At 62.6% G+C, this 15,859-nt stretch carries 17 protein-coding genes; 2 read left to right on the forward strand and 15 right to left on the reverse strand.

Annotation, left to right across the window (positions count from 1 at the left end; genetic code table 11):
• Nucleotides 1–16 precede the first annotated feature (16 nt).
• From HNW77_RS04970 to HNW77_RS05020, 11 genes are all read right to left on the reverse strand, one after another.
• Nucleotides 17–1,816 carry a DUF3363 domain-containing protein gene (locus HNW77_RS04970; protein WP_276592044.1) on the reverse strand — a complete coding sequence of 600 codons (1,800 nt, stop codon included), beginning with the start codon at nt 1,814–1,816 and terminating at the stop codon, nt 17–19.
• 462 nt (nt 1,817–2,278) lie between these two features.
• A complete protein-coding gene (locus HNW77_RS04975) occupies nt 2,279–2,968 on the reverse strand; it encodes a lytic transglycosylase domain-containing protein (protein ID WP_187353181.1) in 690 nt (229 codons plus the stop codon).
• Nucleotides 2,965–3,306, reverse strand: coding sequence for a DUF736 domain-containing protein (locus HNW77_RS04980; RefSeq protein WP_172155805.1), 342 nt, complete (start codon nt 3,304–3,306; stop codon nt 2,965–2,967). The genes HNW77_RS04975 and HNW77_RS04980 overlap by 4 nt, the downstream gene beginning before the upstream one ends.
• Nucleotides 3,307–3,364: 58 nt before the next feature.
• Complete coding sequence (locus HNW77_RS04985; RefSeq protein WP_172155806.1) at nt 3,365–3,991, reverse strand: S26 family signal peptidase; 627 nt, start codon at nt 3,989–3,991, stop codon at nt 3,365–3,367.
• Nucleotides 3,988–4,476, reverse strand: coding sequence for a DUF2840 domain-containing protein (locus HNW77_RS04990; protein ID WP_172155807.1), 489 nt, complete (start codon nt 4,474–4,476; stop codon nt 3,988–3,990). The genes HNW77_RS04985 and HNW77_RS04990 overlap by 4 nt, the downstream gene beginning before the upstream one ends.
• Complete coding sequence (locus HNW77_RS04995) at nt 4,473–5,543, reverse strand: replication initiator protein A (RefSeq protein ID WP_172155808.1); 1,071 nt, start codon at nt 5,541–5,543, stop codon at nt 4,473–4,475. Before HNW77_RS04995 ends, HNW77_RS04990 begins: the two co-directional genes overlap by 4 nt.
• A complete protein-coding gene (locus HNW77_RS05000) occupies nt 5,543–5,803 on the reverse strand; it encodes a helix-turn-helix transcriptional regulator (RefSeq protein WP_172155810.1) in 261 nt (86 codons plus the stop codon). Before HNW77_RS05000 ends, HNW77_RS04995 begins: the two co-directional genes overlap by 1 nt.
• 272 nt (nt 5,804–6,075) lie before the next feature.
• Nucleotides 6,076–6,564: a DUF2285 domain-containing protein gene (locus HNW77_RS05005; protein WP_172155811.1), complete on the reverse strand. Its 489-nt coding sequence runs from the start codon at nt 6,562–6,564 to the stop codon at nt 6,076–6,078.
• Nucleotides 6,565–6,652: 88 nt separating this feature from the next.
• A complete protein-coding gene (locus tag HNW77_RS05010) occupies nt 6,653–6,853 on the reverse strand; it encodes a transcriptional regulator domain-containing protein (RefSeq protein WP_144032620.1) in 201 nt (66 codons plus the stop codon).
• A gap of 162 nt (nt 6,854–7,015) precedes the next feature.
• Entirely contained in the window at nt 7,016–7,153 is a 138-nt protein-coding gene (locus HNW77_RS05015) for a hypothetical protein (protein ID WP_172155813.1), read from the reverse strand.
• Between the two features lie 344 nt (nt 7,154–7,497).
• The gene (locus HNW77_RS05020) at nt 7,498–7,821 is read right to left on the reverse strand and encodes a DUF736 domain-containing protein (RefSeq protein WP_172155815.1); all 324 of its coding nucleotides are present in this window, start codon (nt 7,819–7,821) and stop codon (nt 7,498–7,500) included.
• A gap of 884 nt (nt 7,822–8,705) precedes the next feature.
• On the opposite strand from HNW77_RS05020, the gene HNW77_RS05025 reads away from it, so the two are divergent.
• Nucleotides 8,706–9,308: a plasmid pRiA4b ORF-3 family protein gene (locus tag HNW77_RS05025; RefSeq protein ID WP_241694305.1), complete on the forward strand. Its 603-nt coding sequence runs from the start codon at nt 8,706–8,708 to the stop codon at nt 9,306–9,308.
• A gap of 209 nt (nt 9,309–9,517) precedes the next feature.
• On the opposite strand, the gene HNW77_RS05030 is transcribed toward HNW77_RS05025, so the two are convergent.
• Both HNW77_RS05030 and HNW77_RS05035 read right to left on the reverse strand, forming a co-directional pair.
• Nucleotides 9,518–10,453, reverse strand: a complete 936-nt coding sequence (locus tag HNW77_RS05030) for a DUF2493 domain-containing protein (protein ID WP_172155817.1) — start codon at nt 10,451–10,453, stop codon at nt 9,518–9,520.
• A 310-nt stretch (nt 10,454–10,763) separates the two neighbouring features.
• Nucleotides 10,764–11,843 (reverse strand): DUF7146 domain-containing protein, encoded by a 1,080-nt coding sequence (locus tag HNW77_RS05035; RefSeq protein ID WP_172155819.1) that lies wholly within the window; start codon nt 11,841–11,843, stop codon nt 10,764–10,766.
• 89 nt (nt 11,844–11,932) lie between these two features.
• Here HNW77_RS05035 and HNW77_RS05040 point away from each other — a divergent pair, with 89 nt between their 5' ends.
• On the forward strand, nt 11,933–12,208 hold the full coding sequence (locus HNW77_RS05040; protein WP_007400755.1) for an HU family DNA-binding protein: 276 nt from the start codon (nt 11,933–11,935) through the stop codon (nt 12,206–12,208).
• Between the two features lie 77 nt (nt 12,209–12,285).
• Here HNW77_RS05040 and HNW77_RS05045 read toward each other — a convergent pair whose 3' ends face one another.
• Together HNW77_RS05045 and HNW77_RS05050 are read right to left on the reverse strand one after the other, a co-directional pair.
• The gene (locus HNW77_RS05045; RefSeq protein ID WP_172155820.1) at nt 12,286–13,473 is read right to left on the reverse strand and encodes a DUF932 domain-containing protein; all 1,188 of its coding nucleotides are present in this window, start codon (nt 13,471–13,473) and stop codon (nt 12,286–12,288) included.
• A 138-nt stretch (nt 13,474–13,611) separates the two neighbouring features.
• Entirely contained in the window at nt 13,612–15,693 is a 2,082-nt protein-coding gene (locus HNW77_RS05050) for a ParB/RepB/Spo0J family partition protein (RefSeq protein ID WP_172155895.1), read from the reverse strand.
• Nucleotides 15,694–15,859: the final 166 nt, after the last annotated feature.

Genomic DNA, 15,859 nt, shown 5'->3' on the forward strand with positions numbered 1-15,859 from the left:
TCACGCCTGTCCCGCATCACAATCCCAGCCCCCGCTGCCGTCCGAGTTGCCAGTCCATGGTGCCCCCGCGCATGACGCCGACAATCTCCTGGCCGATCCGGTTCTCGATGACAGGCTTCCAGGGCACCAGCACGAACTCCTGGGCATTCTCGACCAGCGCGTACGTTCCGCTCGCCAGCCGGACCTTCTCTTTCAGCGTGCCACGCATTTTCTCCCCGTCCGCCATCATGCGGTACGACATGCCGCGTGATGCCCCCAGTTCCTGGCCAACACGGTCCAGTTCCCGCCGTTCCAGCGTCGCCAGCAGCCCCTTGCGGTAGCGGACATGCCCTTCCCTGTCGTGCCAGGCGTCGCCTCGCTCGACCAGCACGTCCTGACGCTGCTTGCGGGCCTCGGTCACCTCATGACCGAACCCGGCATCAACCACATTCGACCTGCCGCGCGACACCAGCCCCCGGTCCAGCCATGTCGCACCATCCGCCGAGACCTGGGCCTCGAGATCGAGACTGGACAGGACGCGCACGGACATCTGTTTCGTGCGGCTCGTATCATACGCCGCAGCCCGTTCCAGATAGTCGCCGGGGATCTGCCACCTCCCGTCCTCGATCCGCTCGACAACGCCAGCACGACGCAAGGCTTCCAGGCGGCGCACATGGGAGGCGACATAGGTGTCGGCATCGCCTCCGGGAATACGTGGCATGGAACGTGCCTGCGCAAGATGCGCGTCCGCGCGATAGACACCGTCACGGCTCGCGACCGACACGATTTCCCGGTCGGCGGGACGGGGGCCTGTGACCTCCGGGCCAACCGCGACAATGCTCCCGTTTCGCACCCCTTCCAGGGAAACCGGGTTGATCCCGACAACATGATGGGTACGCCCGTCCACCCCGTCGATGACCAGCCCGATCTGCTCGCCCAGTTCGTCGGAGAGATGGCGGTCAAGGATCCGTCCCTCCACCGTGTCGCGTGAAGCCGGGCCATGGAACACGAACAGGCTGGGATCCGGCGCACGCCCCTGCTCGTGCATCGCCCGGTTCATGGCGCGGATGATGTCGCCCCGCTCTCCGAGTTCGCGCAGCGTTTTCTCCGTCTTCGGCGCGAGCGTCCACACACCGGGCTCGGTCTGGCTGGCGAGGCCCATCCGCTCCAGCTTCGCAAGCCGCCGCTGGCGCAGGACATGATCGCCGCCCTGCTCGCCACGCATGTCGATCGGACCATCTTCCGCCAACGCCAGCAACTGCCGGTCGATCCGTGTGTAGCGGTCCTGCCCGACCATATTCTCCAGCTTGCGACGTTGCTCCAGCACTGTTTCCGGACCCAACTCCAGCGTCACCAGTTCGGTCGCCCGTTCCCGCACGCCCTGGGTAATGTAGTCGCCATTGATGACCAAATCATCCCCGTGGTCGTCACGGCCATTGATGACGATGTGGACGTGAGGATGACCGGTGTTGAAATGATTGACGGCAACCCAGTCGAGCTTAGTGCCGAGGTCCGTTTCCATCTGCTTCATCAGGTCGCGCGTAAAGACACTCATATCCTGCACCTGCTCGGCATCCTCCGGCGAGACGATAAAACGGAACTGATGCCGGTCGTCATGCCCGCGTTCGAGGAAGGCATCGCCATCGGCGCGATCGGCTTCCGGGCCGTAAAGCTGCCCGCGCTGCCCCTCGCGGGACGTGCCGTCACGCTGGATGTAATTGAGGTGAGCGCGCGCCCTGCCATCACGGCCCGGCCCACGGATCATGCGCGACTTGACGATAACGCGGCGGCTACCGGATTTCGCATGATGCCAGCCCGCGAGATGCCGCGCCCGCACGAAGGCGGCGCCACGTCCTTTCCGGACGCCGGATCGCCCGCTGCGACGTGGGGCGGTACCCCCGGAACCACCGGGCGCATTCGTCCCAGACCCGCCGTGAGTTCGGAGCGAGCGGGACGCCCCCGACCGTCGCATAGTGGCGCGCATCCGCGAGAGAAAACTTCGTGTCTTTCCGCCCCCCTTGCCCCGGATGCGGCCCGGCCTGACGCGGAACCGCGTATCGTCGTCAGACGACATGGCCAGCACCGCGAAACACCGCCGTTTCCCGCACAGTGCCGTGGGGGATGACGGAAGCCTGCCTGTTTCCGGAAAACCGGCGCACTCCACGCGAAAAATCGACAGTGCTGCAAAGCGGGACGCCAACCCCATGTGCAGACAGAGAAAACCGCAGGTTCGGGCCGGACAGAGTGCCGCACCCTTTAATCTTGCCGTGCCTCCCTGCCCCTCTTCCCTTGCCTGATCTCATGGTTTCATGACCTCTGCCCGCACATCCCCATCCTGCTCTGGCGCAAGGTGAGAGACGAAAAAATCGGCCGGAAAGGGATGGAGAGAGACGGCATTTTTCTCCACGGAAATCGGCGTCGGCCGGATGGATTCCGGGATCATTTTTCCTGCCGCGATGAAGAGTGATCCGGCACGCCAGTCGGCCACGATTTTCGGTAGGAATCCAACGGTGGAAACGATCGGGTTTCCGATCAAAGTCCGGACCTGCGCGACATAGGAAACCGTCTCGGCGGGCAATGGCCGACCGGTCGCCAGATGGTCGTCATAACGACCGGGACCAGCGTTGTAAGCAGCGAGAAACCCTGCATCGCCGTAGCGGTCATGCAGCCATCGCAGATAGGCTGCCCCGGCCGCGATATTGTCGTGCGGATCGAAAGGATCGGCCCCCAGATTGAGTGTTCGCCGGGCATCCTTCCAAGTGCCCGGCATGAGCTGCATCAGCCCCATTGCACCGGCTCCCGAAACCGCGTGGGGATCGCCAGCGCTTTCAGCCCGCAGAACCGCCCGCACCCATGTCGCCGGGATCGCGTTTTGCTCCGCCACCTGACGCACCAGATTATCAAAATCCTGCGCCCGGACGATCGTCGGCGAGAGCGGCAGTGCGAGCACGGCCAGCACGCCCGCGGACATGAAAAACCGGGCACTCATTCCCGGCCTCCTGGGCGTTTCACAGGCCGGTTCCAGACCAGTTGCCACTCGCGGCCACCACGTCCGGCCTGGAACAGCGTTGCGCGGATTGGCTGCATGAAAGTGGGATCGTCCAGGAGCACAGAAACATACTCACCAGCACGTTCCCCGGTGCGTTTCCATCCCGCGCCCAGCTCGGGGCCAGTATCCCCGTCACCCAGGTGAATACGATAATCTGGAGCGTTTTCCGCGCCATTGTTTTCCACTGACACGAAGGTCAGTTCAGCATCCAGCAACAGGGTGCGCACACGCCCGGCAAATCCATCGGCAGTGCGGGTAAAAAATCCGATCTGGCTCATGAGAAAAATCCTTTCAGACAGAGTGGGAATGACGGAAAATCCGACGACCATGTCACCATCATTGGATGGGCGGTTCGCTCTCTTTCGCGGGCAGCATGGGCGGAGCCAGGAGCAGTCCCTTCCGCACGGCATCATCCAGGTCCGGAAGGGGATCGAAATGCGGCGGCGGCTCCGCCTTGCCAGTGCGGACATGAACCGGCACAGCACGACCGATGACAGTGTTCATCGACAGGACACCGAAATACCGTCCGTCCAGACTGGTCGGCACGGCGGTGTTCATGACGAACACCTGCCCCGGTTCGAGGCGTTGGCAGCCCTGCCAGACCGACAGCTTGCGGCCCCGATGATCGACGGTCTTCGCATCACCGGCCGGTTTCCCGTCGATGGTGACATGCACGCTGTTGCGGCACACTCTCTGCCCGGAGAGTGCTGCCACAGGCTTGAGCAACGGCACACCAAACGGCAGGTAGCCGCGTGTCGCCAGCAGCATGGCCTCGCGCTCGGGCAGGCGAAGCGCGACGATGTCGCCGACACGGAGCGGCACGGTGGGCTGGATGCGATACAGACCCACCGGAACGCTGGCCGTTTCGTTCCAGACCCAGCGCGGCGTGGGATGAAACGCCAGCGAGGCGCCCACGCCGAGCACGGCGAAATACGTGGTGAAAAACCAGCCGCGCCGGGTCATGACATGGCCCTCCGGCGCAACCACGCCTCGTGGCGTTCGCGCGTGTACGGACGTGGCTCCTGCGCCGTTGTGAGGCGATGATGCAGGTGCCGCCAGTGATCGGGACAGGCGGTCGTAGGATCAATTCCCAGCGCCTCCACGCCGTCGATCGCTTCCAGCACGCGCCGCACCTTTGGCCAGCCGCTCTGCCGCAGCAGGCTTTCGCCGCCGGGATGCACGAACGGCACGGTCTGGCAGGCTTCCTGAGCGCCCACGGCCCGCACGATGTCGATGCAGGACACCACGGTGCCGAAATCGTTCGCGGCCCAGCGGATAAACGCGAACACGCTGTCCGGCGCGAAGCTCATCAGCCTGCGCCGACGGTCGAGAATGCGATCCTCGACGGGGCGGCCGAAGCGTATCCAGTGCTCAATGCGCTTCTCGATCCAGGTCAGTTCGACCGTTGTGAGCACATGGCCCTGCGGCGAGAAAGAACGGGCGGTCATGGGACACCGACCATGCGATCCGTGACCACTTCCCGAGCCTTTTTTCCATGCCCCGACCGACCTATCGGGAAGGTGTCTGAAAGACCGAAATTCCCTACATAATAAGTTATTATATTAGTTATATAAGTTACGGGTCCATTTTCTCCTTTTGAATCAGATGCTTCGACGGGTTTTTGCACCTGTAGCAACGGTAATTCCGCACCTGCACCAACGGTATGTTCCGCATCTGAAGCAACTGTATGATCCACATGGTTTTCCCCAGGCACTGTGGATCGACCCGTTGGAACAATGCGCAGGACTCCCGGTTTTCCGCCGGGAACGAGCTGAAAATCGTATCCTGGAATACTCTGGCGGCGCACGATGGTGCCGATATCGATCATGAAATTGCGCAACGGGGTGAGACTGCCGGAACGGGCATGAAGCTCCGCCACATCGAACGTCCACCCGGCCTTCTGCCGACCGGCATGGCGGCGCGCCAGCCGGTAAAGCCAGCGTTCCAGACCACCGGCCAGCCGGAAATAGGCGGGGTCGAGGGTCAGGACGCGGGAGCAGTCGCAAACACCTTCCATGAACCAGATCGGCAGGGTCAGCGACACACCCTCCGTTCTGGAAATTCCCAAGTCACTGATCCAGGCGAAGGATTGCGCTGGCCAGTCAGGAGGGGTGCGTAGGCTGGTGGCGATCCGCGTGGTCTCCAGACGCACCAGGGCACCGCGAAGACGGCGGTACTGGTGCGCACCGTCTGCCCAGCCAAGATCGTGGAACAATTGCCAGGGCGTGAAACGGACATGGCGTGATACCCAGCGGCCATGATTGAGAGCCTCGACAATCTGGCCTGCGAGCCAGAGCAACACGTCGGCATCCCAGATTGTGGCCATACCTTCGTCCGCCGATGCCCGGACGATCACATTGATCTGTCGGGACCGGTAACGGATCGGCTCAAAGCGCGGGCGTCTCGCCAGTGCGAAGAATGGTCGGCCCATCAGATCGCGCTGGTCACGCGGGCTCGCCGGTCCGCTGACCACGAAGCGGCGGTCTGGCTCCCGCCAGCTTTCATCGGCGGCCATTACAGGCTCTCCCGTTCTTCGGGAGTCAGTGGGCGCGCCGGAAAAACACGGCTCGACGTCGTTTCCGACGGTGAATGGCGCGCCCCCCCGGCGGTCCAGGCCATCATGTCCTCGACGGAATACAGAACCCGCCCACCGACTTTCCGGTAGAGCGGTCCGGTGCCGTAAGTACGGTGTTTTTCGAGCGTGCGAAGCGAGATACCCAGAAACCGGGCCGCCTCACGAACACGCATCAGGCGTGGTGCGATCACCATGACCATGTCTCCTTTTTCATACAGATCCCGGCAAAGACCGGGGCGTATGGAGGGACGCTGGTGGATAATCGGCGGCTCAGGGAATGGACGTTTTTATCGACGGCAAAAGCGTCCATGAAATGAAACAGGAACCAGTCCTTTTCACCACCCGAACACCGCCGCTTGCCGCACGCCTTCGAAAATACGTTCCGGCAAAACTGCTTTTTGTGCTTCGCTATTATCAGGGAGACGTCATGAAAATCAGGGACAAAACAATGCGGACGGATGCGGCCCTGCACTCACCTGCGGCGCGACAGTGGATAGCCCATGAGATCGCGGTAACCGCCTTCAATCAGCCGGTCCGCCAGATTCTTGAGACGACGAAACCGCCCACGGCCGGAAATATCCGGCCAGTCATAGGCGCGCGCCGTCGGTTCACCGAGAAGACGATCGGCGATCACCCTTTCGCTCACGCCCATGGCAAGAGCGTCTTTGACACGAAGGGCGAGAATGTGGCGTGCGATGGACTGCGCCGACATCCTGTGCCAGGGACCGGGATCCGGGAATCCCGCGAGCACCCGCCAGAAGCGGATTGTCTCGTGAGCCCGCAATGGCGTGAAGCTGTCGTATGCCTGCTCGAAAACATAATGGTGCGGCCCCGGCCATTGGTGTTCCATCCAGAGCTGCCAGGTCACGCCAGCACAGACACAACAGATGTAGATTCCGTCGTATGTTTCGACGAAACGCACATCGGACAGCGTCTGGAGATCGAGACGGCGCGGGGTCAACGTCTGGGCTGGCGGCAATGGCCGGATGACCAGGATCGTCGGCAGGGCCAGACGCGACCAAAGCGCGGTCAGCCCGCTGAATCGCTGATCAGGATCGGCGGCGAAATCGCGGACCCCAGCGGCGGGCGAATTCCGCCTGGGCCGGATCGTCGGGAGACAGGTCGGCGCAGGCGCGCTGTTCGTCGCGATAGCGACGATTGCGCCGAAGATATTCCCAGCCGAGTTCCGCCGGGATCGCGTTGCGCAGATACTCGTACCGCGCCTGGTCGTGCCAGTGTGCTCCGGGCATGACGCCCTCCCTCGTTTGCCTGAGAACGGGTGGCGACGCCTGCCCGGACGTTCAGTATCCACGGCGCGTCATCCGATGAGAACCCGGCAATTGGAGATCATATGATCGTGGTGAACGATTGAAAAACTCCGTATTGCTTCGCCGCAAACCGGAAGCCCCCCGTCAGGCGGGGGGCTCGGCATCGCGTCGGGCAAGCGCCTTTTTGAGTTCGCGCTCGATCTGCCGGCGCTCGCGACGACTGAGGTGAACGCTGGTCAGTTCGGCACGCAGCATCTGGATGTGGTCGTGGTGCGTGGTCATCGTCCTGCTCCTTTCGTTTCTCGAAGACAGGACGGACGGCTCATGCCGGGGCGGACCGGGTCAGGGATCGCCGCAGGCGACCGGCCTGTCGGCGCGTGGGGGAGCCGATTTTGTTCGGCGCACCCGGCACGGGTGCATCGGGCAAAATTGGGGGGACCACGTGTCCTTGACGCGGTGCGCCCTCGCGCATGGCACAATGGGAAGGCTGAGGGAAAGCCTCGTATTCTGCCTGCGTCTCACGTCGGGCGACCAGCACGATCGCCCGCGCCCTGGAAGGGCACGTAGAAAAAGAAACCCCGGAAGGCCCCGCCCGGAGAGACCGGACGGGGTTGGGTGTGGGAGGTTCAGTCCCCGTTCCGGCTGCGGGGCCGGGTCCAGATGAGGGAGTAGCCCTCGCCTTCCTCGTCGGTGAACAGGTTGGCGAAGATCGGGGCGGCGAAGGAGGGATCATCCAGCTTCAGGCTCAGATAGGTGCGCCCTTCGCTGGAGCGGCGGCTCCAGGCCGCACCGAGTTCAATCCTGCCCAGATAGACGCGGTAGTTGGGGGCGTTGTCGTTGGGGCGGTTGGTTTCGGCCACCAGCCGGACATTGCGGGCCTGCAGGGCCAGGGTGACGATTTCGCCTTCGAAGCCTTCGCCCACCTTCTTGAAGGAACCGATGTTAGCCATTGTCGTATCTCCATGCTGTTATCGGGCCGCGACCACCGTGGCCTCGATGGCGATCGACCAGCCGGAGGCGAGCGGCAGAGCACCCCATAGGGGCCGCAGCGCAGCGGAGGACGGCAGGGCCGGAACTTTCTTGTCCCGCGAGGAATGGCGGCGCAGCCGACAGGGGAAGAAAGTTCTGGAACGCCGTTGCGGCCAGCCGATCGAGGCGTAGCCGGTCTTCGGCTAGATCAGCCATCCAACAGAGGCCATGGTGTGCGGACCCGACAGCCCCCCAGGAGATACGATGCCGGCATGGCTGGTCCTTCAGAGGGTGACGATGCAATCTGGCGCGAGACTGTCACGCTGCCACTGTTGTAAACTGGCCCCGTCCGGTGGTCGTTTCTGCCGTCCCCGATGTTACGCCCCCTTTTCACCCGCTCATGGGTAGGGTTGCGTCGTGCGGTGCGACAGGCCCCCGCTCCCGGCACAGGCGCATCCCGTCAAAGCGGACAGGATGGTCCCTCGTTAGCTGCCTGCCGTCCCGGCCCTTTCGCCGATGAGGGTGCCATGGGCTTTTCATCCCGATGGACCGTCCCCGCACGCGCACGGGGCTGCCTCGAACTCCGTCCCGCCGGTTCTCCGGGTGGGGCCTTCCGAGTGACGGGTGAACGTGCTTCCCGCCATCAGGTGCACAGGAACTGGGAAGCCGACGTCATTGCGAATCAGATGTCAGATTTCATGTATCATGACTGTTTTTACAAACCGTCGTGGAAATGATGCCCACCACGCTATGTGAAAACAGTGCGAGAAATCGGCACTGATCTTACACCTCACCACACGCAACTTTCTTGACTTTGTCAGGAATTGCCATTTTTCTTGCAATCATGTTTGGACCTCCCAATGCTATGCAGATCAGAGTCTCGATCGACGATATCAAACCAGCCGTCTGGCGGCGTCTCGTCGTGCCGAGTGAATGGAACCTAGAGCAGCTTCATCTCGCTATCCAGGCGGCCTTTAACTGGTGGAATTCTCATCTCCATGAGTTCGAGATCGGGGGACTGCGTTACGGAAATGCCATTGAGGCTGCGGAAGGATCTGCCATCGGCGATCCTCAGGTCTTTGACGCGCGCCAGGTCCGGTTGCGGGATTTCCGCAACGCGGGCACGACGTTCACCTACGTCTATGATTTTGGCGACGACTGGCATCATACTGTAGAAATCGAAGATCTGCTTTTCCTCGAAAGCGCTCCCCTGCACGCGACCTGCGTTGACGGCGCGCGAGCCCGCCCACCCGAGGACGTCGGTGGCATTCCAGGCTATGAGCAGTTTCTGGAGGTACTTGACTCCCCCAAGGATCCCGAGCATCGGGAAACCAAGGCCTGGTGTGGTGGCCATTTCGATCCCGAGTGGTTCGATCTTGCAACCGTCGACAAGGATGTCCGAAACGCGTTGAAGCCGAATGTGAAAAGAAGGCTTCATCAGCCAAAACCGAAGAAAAACAAGTTGTAGATACCACTAAGTCAATCAGGCGTGTTTTAAGGTAGAAGGCCAATGTTGTCGATCGGGATCGACGGCAGAATATGCTACAATGCGCTATTGGATAGCCGGATTGAATGCGTCGTGCTTTATTTCTTTTAGACGCTGAACAGCAGTCAACGCGCTAGCTAGATGCTACATGCTACCATGCCGATTTCTCGGCACGGTTTCTGCAAAGCCTGTCAGATGCCACTCTCTTTCTGGAACCTCCAGACCGGGATACCCATCTGCTTTGCCTTGTCGGCCAGATTGTCCTGAATGCCCGATCCCGGGAACACCATGACCCCCATGGGCAGGACTTTCAGCAGGGCGTCGTTGCGCCGGAACGGAGCGGCCTTGCCATGCCGGTTCCAGTCGGGCTTGAAGGCGATCTGCGCCACCTGCCGGTGATCGGCCCAGCGGGAGGCGATGAATTCAGCGCCCTTCGGTGAGCCGCCATGCAGCAGCACCATGTCAGGATGCTTCTCACGCACCTTGTCCAGACGCTTCCAGATCAGGAGATGGTCCTCGTAGTCGAGCCCACCGGTGACCGCGACCTTGGGGCCAGCCGGCACCAGCAGCTCCGTTTCAGCTTTCCTGCGGGCGTTGAGGAAATCACGGCTGTCGATCATGGAGGCCGTCAGGGTGCTGCGACTGACCAGCGAGCCGGAGCGTGGCCGCCAGGGCGACATCGTCAGACGTTCGAACTGGTCGCAGGCGAGGTCGCGGAAGATCTCGTACGCGTTGCGTCGCTCCAGCAGGGTCAGCCCTTCAGCAATGAGGCGTTCCAGTTCCACCGAGCGGATCTCGCTGCCATCCTGTTCCTGCTGGCTGCGTTTCTGCGCTACCTCGTTGCGGTCAAGATCGCGCTCGACCTGCCCGACCATGCGGTGGAAGACGTTGACCGTGGACCAGAGCAGCGGTTCGAGATCGGGCTCCAGCCGGGTTTCGGTCAGCGTGGCTGACAGGGCGTCGAAGATATCGGCAACCGCGCCCTCGATCTGGCTGGCGTCGGGCAGCGGCCTCGGGTCCGGTTCGTCCTCGAAGGGACGATGGCCATAAAGCTGAAGTTCGGCCAGCACGTGGGCGGTGGAAGAGGTGGCGTGTGCGGGTTCGAAATCGTCCTGTGTGCGGGTCATGGGTCTGTCCTCCGGTTCTGGCCGCGCCCCTCGCGGCCTTTCCGGGGGCGGATAGCGGCAGACGAAGGCCGGGCCGGAACCGCGCGCGGCCGAAACGCAGTGGAGGATGGCAGGGAGACGGCTATTTTGCTTCGCGATGCAAAGCGCGGCACGCGCGGCGGAAAATAGCCGTCTCCGCCATTGCAGGCCCGGTCTGGCTGACGCCCGCTCCCCTTCCAGAAAGGCCGCGGGCGCGCCCCATCCGGAAACGGGACACCCCCCGCGTCACACTGGAAAAAAGAAGCCCCTCACACCCCCTTCCCGGCCCGCCTCAGTGCATGACCGGATGCAGAAACCGCGCCACGTCCTGCGGGGCAAGCTGGGGATGCAGGATTGCCCGCATCGCCCCACGCCCGAGATAGCGGAGATCATCGTTGAAGTCCGCCAGACGCGGTGACAGCACAAGGCACTCGATCCCGGCCTCCTGCGTCCGGGCCTGCAGGGTCGTCACCGCATGGTCTCCGGCCGGGTCGTCATCGCGCAGCACGTAGAGGCGACGCAGCGTGGGCGGAAACGTCATGGCGGCGAGATGCGCCGAGGACAGGCAGACGGCCAGCGGCAGATCGGGCATGACCTCATGAAGCGAGATTACCGTCTCGATCCCCTCACCTGCCGCCAGAACGTCGGACACCGTGCCAAAGCGCACGGCATTGCCAAGCAGGTCGCCCATCGCCCGACGAGGCATGGCGACGGGCGCCTTGCCCTTTCCGTCCCGCGCCAGCCAGGTGCGGTGCACACCGGTCAGAGTGCCGTTGAGATCGGTCACGGCGGCAATCAGCGCGGGCCAGGTCTCGGTCGGGCTGTCGGCATCGGCCCGGTAGTAACAATCCGGGTGGAAACGCAGCGATGGCAGGTCCGTCAGGCGGGTGAGGTCACGATGGCGCAGCCAGGTTTCCGCCAAGGTGCCCTCAACCGGGCGGGACATGGCCCAGAGCCGACATGCGGCGTCTGCGGTGCCAGATACCTTCCCCGAAATATCGTGGCTGAACGCATGAGAACGACCACGATCAGCGGTCTGTCGTGGCTGTGGTTGCGGCAGGCAGAGAAAACGTTGGGCCTCGTCGGCGACATCGCGAAAATCCAGCAGCCCGAGGCTTTCACGGATGATGTCGAGCAGATCGCCGTGCTGTCCTGTCGCACCATCCGTCCATTTCCCAGCACGGCCACGCCCGTCCAGACCACCATGCAGGCGGACATAGAGCGACCGCCCAGGCGTGTTGTGAACGTTGCCGACCAGCCAGTAATTGCCATGCCTTCGCCCGGCTGAAAGGTAATAGCGACACACCGCCTCGGCATTTTCGGCCAGCCTGCGGGCCAGATCGCCAGCATCCCATGACTGCGCATTGGTCATCTCACCCTCCCTGCAGGCTTGATGCCGCCATGATTCCCCCGTAACGGCAAAGGCAACGGGCACAGGCCCGAATGCAAAAGGATAGTTTCATGAAGATTGCCGATCTGGTCGATCATATCGCCACCACCACCGACACAAGCAAGACCGATACCCGCAAGGTGCTGGACGCCCTGATCGAAGCGATGACCGCCGCCGCCAAGGCCGGTGATGAAATCACCCTGCCGAACTTCGGCAAGTTCAAGGTCAGGGAAGTCGCCGCCCGCGAAGGCCGCAACCCGGCCACGGGTGCGACCATCCAGATCGCAGCCTCGCGCAAGCTGGCCTTCACACCAGCCAAGGCGCTCAAGGACAGCCTGAACGACTGACCTGCCGACAGGCAAAAGGCGGCGGCCCTTGTCCGCCGCCCCTTCCCCACCACGTCACTTTCTGATGACAGGCCCGCTCATCCGACCTTCTCCATCAGCTTGCGTGCCCTGCCCTCCAGATCCAGTCGTGTGTCCTGGTTGGTCTTCGTCCGCGCCAGTGCGGTAATCCCCTGCACGAAATCGAACACGCTCTCGGGCTTGCGTCCCTCCTCGTGCAGCACTGTTTCGATGATTCTGGTGGTTTCCGGTTTCGAGAACCCGCGCCGCCGCAGGAAACTTTCGCGATCCTCATCGGTTCTGGCCACCTGCGCCCGGCGCGAGGCCTGAATGCCAGAGACGAACGACGCCGGGCTGGCCGTGGCGAAATTCCGCAAGGCCGGCGTGGCCTGATGCACGAAACGCGAGGCGGCGAACTTGCTATGCCGGATCGTGATCTGTTCGAAATTTTCGACGCCCCACAACATACGATTTTGACACACTCCACGCAGATAGAATGACGCAATGCCAAGGCTCTTGCTGCCGACTTCCGAATTCCAGGCATAGAAACCCCGGAAGTAGAGGTCGGGGTCACCATTGGGCAGGCGTCCGGCCTCGATCGGGTGTGTATCGTCCACGAGGAACAAGAACACATCGCGATCCGATGCGTAGAGCGTCGTGGTTTCCTTGGTAATGTCCACATAGGGATTATGGGTCATGGTCGCCCAGTCGATGACACCGGGCACCTTCCAGTTGGTGTCACCCGTGCCATCTCCAGCGATCTTGCGCACCGCACCGACCAGTTCGTGGTCCCAGATGCGACCGTAATCGGGGCCGGTCACGGCGCGAAGTTCCACCCGCCCGTCCTCGGTTTCCAGCGTTTTCACCAGTTCGGCGCGGTGCGACAGCAGCCCGTACTGCAGATTGATCGCCGCCAGTGGAGCCGGAAGGTTGCGCAGATAGGACGACGGTGCGCCAACAAGGCTGCACATCTGGCCGAACGACCAGTGCGTCGGTGCAATCGGCTCATTCTGCCCCGGCACGGTCAGGGTTAGACGCTCGGCATTATCGCGGGACGCCTCGACACGAATGGCGCGACTTTCCACCGTACGAGCGGTGGCCCGATCCGCCCGCGCCAGTGTGGCGGCATGCAGGTCGGACAGGGACAGGTAACGCTCGTCATCGGGACGCGAGAACCATTCGGACGATACGCGGGCACTGCGCTCCCCGCGCGATGGATCTATACGGAAGCCGCGGGACGCAGGGGGCAGGATGGTGGTCGTGGTCATGGAAAACTCTCCTCTGATGCCGGTTATTCGGCACCCAAGGCGAAGCCGACCTCTCCCTCTTTCCGGGGCGCCGGACATGAAAAAAGCGGCTTCCGGGCACCGGAAGCCGCTGTCTCAAAGTTCCAGACCTCATAAAGGCTACTCGGCGGCGATGGCCTCCATACCCTCGTCTACCGTTGCCGTTTCAACCAACACCTGCTCTGCACCACCTGTCGTGCGCAACGCTTCGGGCAACCAGCCCGAACCCTCCAGCAGTTGCTCGGCCTCGCGGGCCATGTCGGGCTTCTTCAGGTGGGCGATGCGCTCGGCCGCTTCGTCGCCACGTGCTTCCCGCACTGCCTGGAGAATACGGGCCTTGGTCACCCGGCCGAGATAGTTCTCGACGGTCGGCTGCCAGCCAGCCTCGACCAGATCGAGGCTGAGGACTGACGCCAGTCGATCAGCCCGCTTGAGGCGCTCGGTCACGGTGCGCTGGGACACTGCGCCGTAGGCGGGCATGCGCTCGTAGAGCGCGTTGATGCCGAAGGACAGGCAATGGGCCAGCAGTGCCATACGGCTGGCATCGTCTAGGCCGTCGATCCACCGCCACAGCGCATCCTCGTCATCCGGTAAATCGTGCTTCCAGCCCTCATTGCGCTGGCGCAGCGCGTGGGCAGGAAGGCTGCCGGGCATGTCGGGCGAATGGATCGGCAGCAAGATTTCCCGGACATAGGCTTCAAGGCAATCCGCACCCGGTGTCTGCCAGTATACATCGCGCACCAGTATATGCAGCAGTTCGGTCAGGGCGATGTGCGGGTTGCTGGCAAACGCATCCCGCAGGGCCAGTGTGCGCCAGGCCGTCAGTTCGGTGAGAAGCCGGTCAGGCAGTGGTTTGATCCCGTCTTCTTCATCGGGCTCGACGTCGGGAGCGGAAGTATCGCCCTCCCCGCCCACATCGCCGCCATCATCAGCAACACGCTCATCCTGCCCGTCATATGCAGCGTGATCGTATTCACCGGTGCCGCCGACATCATCGGCCTGTTCCTGCTCCGTCGGCATGTCCTCCGGTAATACGAAGCCCCGTTCCACCTGCAATGTGCCGTCGCTGGCGAGGCTGACGAAGGCCCCGGCCCGTGCCATGTCGGCGGGATCGAACGCCAGAGGCCGTTCCTCCAGGGCAAGAATGGCCTGTTCGATCTCACCCAGCCTTGCGTCCACCTCATCCGGATATTCATCGGCCTGGGCGTATTCAGCCTCGATGCTTTCCTGCTCGCTATGCAGGGCTTCGAGACGGGCCGTCTCTTCATCAGTCGGAGGTAATTCCGTGCCATCGATCTCCGCGAACTGCCGTGTGTGGCCCCATAGGAACGACAGCGCCGTCTCGACCCATTTCCAGCCCTCGGCACGGATGTCTTCGGCGGCTGCATGCAGCTTTTCCATGACCAGCCGGTCCAGAATGGCCGGATCCTGCAGCCAGCCGCCGTCATCGGCCTCGAACAGGTCGCGCATGATAGGCCCACCGGCCGCGAGATAGGTGTCCAGCCCGACAAAGCACACGCGACGATCCGACGCCCGCACGGTTTTTTCTGTCAACATGCGGCGGATGACATAGGGCTCGCGGTTATGGCTCTGGGATACGATGTCCCAGACCTGTTCCTGGCGGGCATGATCATCGCTGATGGAAAAGGCCATCAGCTGTTCCAGCTTCATGCCGTCCTGCTCGTAGATCTCAAGCAGCTTGTCGGACACGGTCATCAACCGCAGCCGCTGTTTGACCACGGCCGGCGCTACAAAGAACGCTGCGGCGATTTCCTCCTCGGACATGCCTTTTTCCAGCATGTCACGGAAGGCACGAAACTGATCCAGCGGGTGCAGGGCCACGCGCTGGACGTTTTCGGCCAGGGAATCATCCTCGGCGAGAATGGTCGATCCGGCCTCACGTACGACGCAGGGCACGGGCGCCGTCTTCGCCAGTTTCTTCTGCTTCACCAGCAGTTCGAGCGCCCGAAAGCGTCGTCCGCCAGCAGGCACTTCATAGGTACCGGTCTCGGTCCCTTCGCCGTCAAGAACGGGGCGGACGTTCAGGCTCTGCAGCAGACCGCGGCGCTCGATGTCGCGGGCCAGTTCCTCGATCGACAGGCCGGACTTCACACGCCGCACGTTGGACTGGGACAGCACCAGCCGGTTGAACGGGATGTCGCGAGAGGAACTCAACGTGATTTTGGGAATGGCGGTCGCCATAGCGCAAAACTCCATGACAGGCGGACAGGAGACTCTCTCCTACCCTCTCAACCCGTCATGAAAATCCGCGCAGCCCTCTGACTCTGACGGCTGCACCCGAGCCAGCACGCTCTCCCCTTTCCCGGCAGAAAAATGTCGGTAATGGGGGGTGAGCAGATTGTCCGCT

It is taken from the genome of Komagataeibacter melomenusus, from assembly GCF_013155395.1.
Lineage (GTDB): Bacteria > Pseudomonadota > Alphaproteobacteria > Acetobacterales > Acetobacteraceae > Komagataeibacter > Komagataeibacter melomenusus.

Coding starts and splice junctions, on each gene's coding strand:
- HNW77_RS04975 (WP_187353181.1), bottom strand. CDS start 2,968: ATGAGTGCCCGGTTTTTCATGTCCGCGGGCGTGCTGGCCGTGCTCGCA.
- HNW77_RS04980 (WP_172155805.1), bottom strand. CDS start 3,306: ATGAGCCAGATCGGATTTTTTACCCGCACTGCCGATGGATTTGCCGGG.
- HNW77_RS04985 (WP_172155806.1), bottom strand. CDS start 3,991: ATGACCCGGCGCGGCTGGTTTTTCACCACGTATTTCGCCGTGCTCGGC.
- HNW77_RS04990 (WP_172155807.1), bottom strand. CDS start 4,476: ATGACCGCCCGTTCTTTCTCGCCGCAGGGCCATGTGCTCACAACGGTC.
- HNW77_RS04995 (WP_172155808.1), bottom strand. CDS start 5,543: ATGGCCGCCGATGAAAGCTGGCGGGAGCCAGACCGCCGCTTCGTGGTC.
- HNW77_RS05000 (WP_172155810.1), bottom strand. CDS start 5,803: ATGGTCATGGTGATCGCACCACGCCTGATGCGTGTTCGTGAGGCGGCC.
- HNW77_RS05010 (WP_144032620.1), bottom strand. CDS start 6,853: ATGCCCGGAGCACACTGGCACGACCAGGCGCGGTACGAGTATCTGCGC.
- HNW77_RS05015 (WP_172155813.1), bottom strand. CDS start 7,153: ATGACCACGCACCACGACCACATCCAGATGCTGCGTGCCGAACTGACC.
- HNW77_RS05020 (WP_172155815.1), bottom strand. CDS start 7,821: ATGGCTAACATCGGTTCCTTCAAGAAGGTGGGCGAAGGCTTCGAAGGC.
- HNW77_RS05025 (WP_241694305.1), top strand. CDS start 8,706: ATGCAGATCAGAGTCTCGATCGACGATATCAAACCAGCCGTCTGGCGG.
- HNW77_RS05030 (WP_172155817.1), bottom strand. CDS start 10,453: ATGACCCGCACACAGGACGATTTCGAACCCGCACACGCCACCTCTTCC.
- HNW77_RS05035 (WP_172155819.1), bottom strand. CDS start 11,843: ATGACCAATGCGCAGTCATGGGATGCTGGCGATCTGGCCCGCAGGCTG.
- HNW77_RS05040 (WP_007400755.1), top strand. CDS start 11,933: ATGAAGATTGCCGATCTGGTCGATCATATCGCCACCACCACCGACACA.
- HNW77_RS05045 (WP_172155820.1), bottom strand. CDS start 13,473: ATGACCACGACCACCATCCTGCCCCCTGCGTCCCGCGGCTTCCGTATA.
- HNW77_RS05050 (WP_172155895.1), bottom strand. CDS start 15,693: ATGGCGACCGCCATTCCCAAAATCACGTTGAGTTCCTCTCGCGACATC.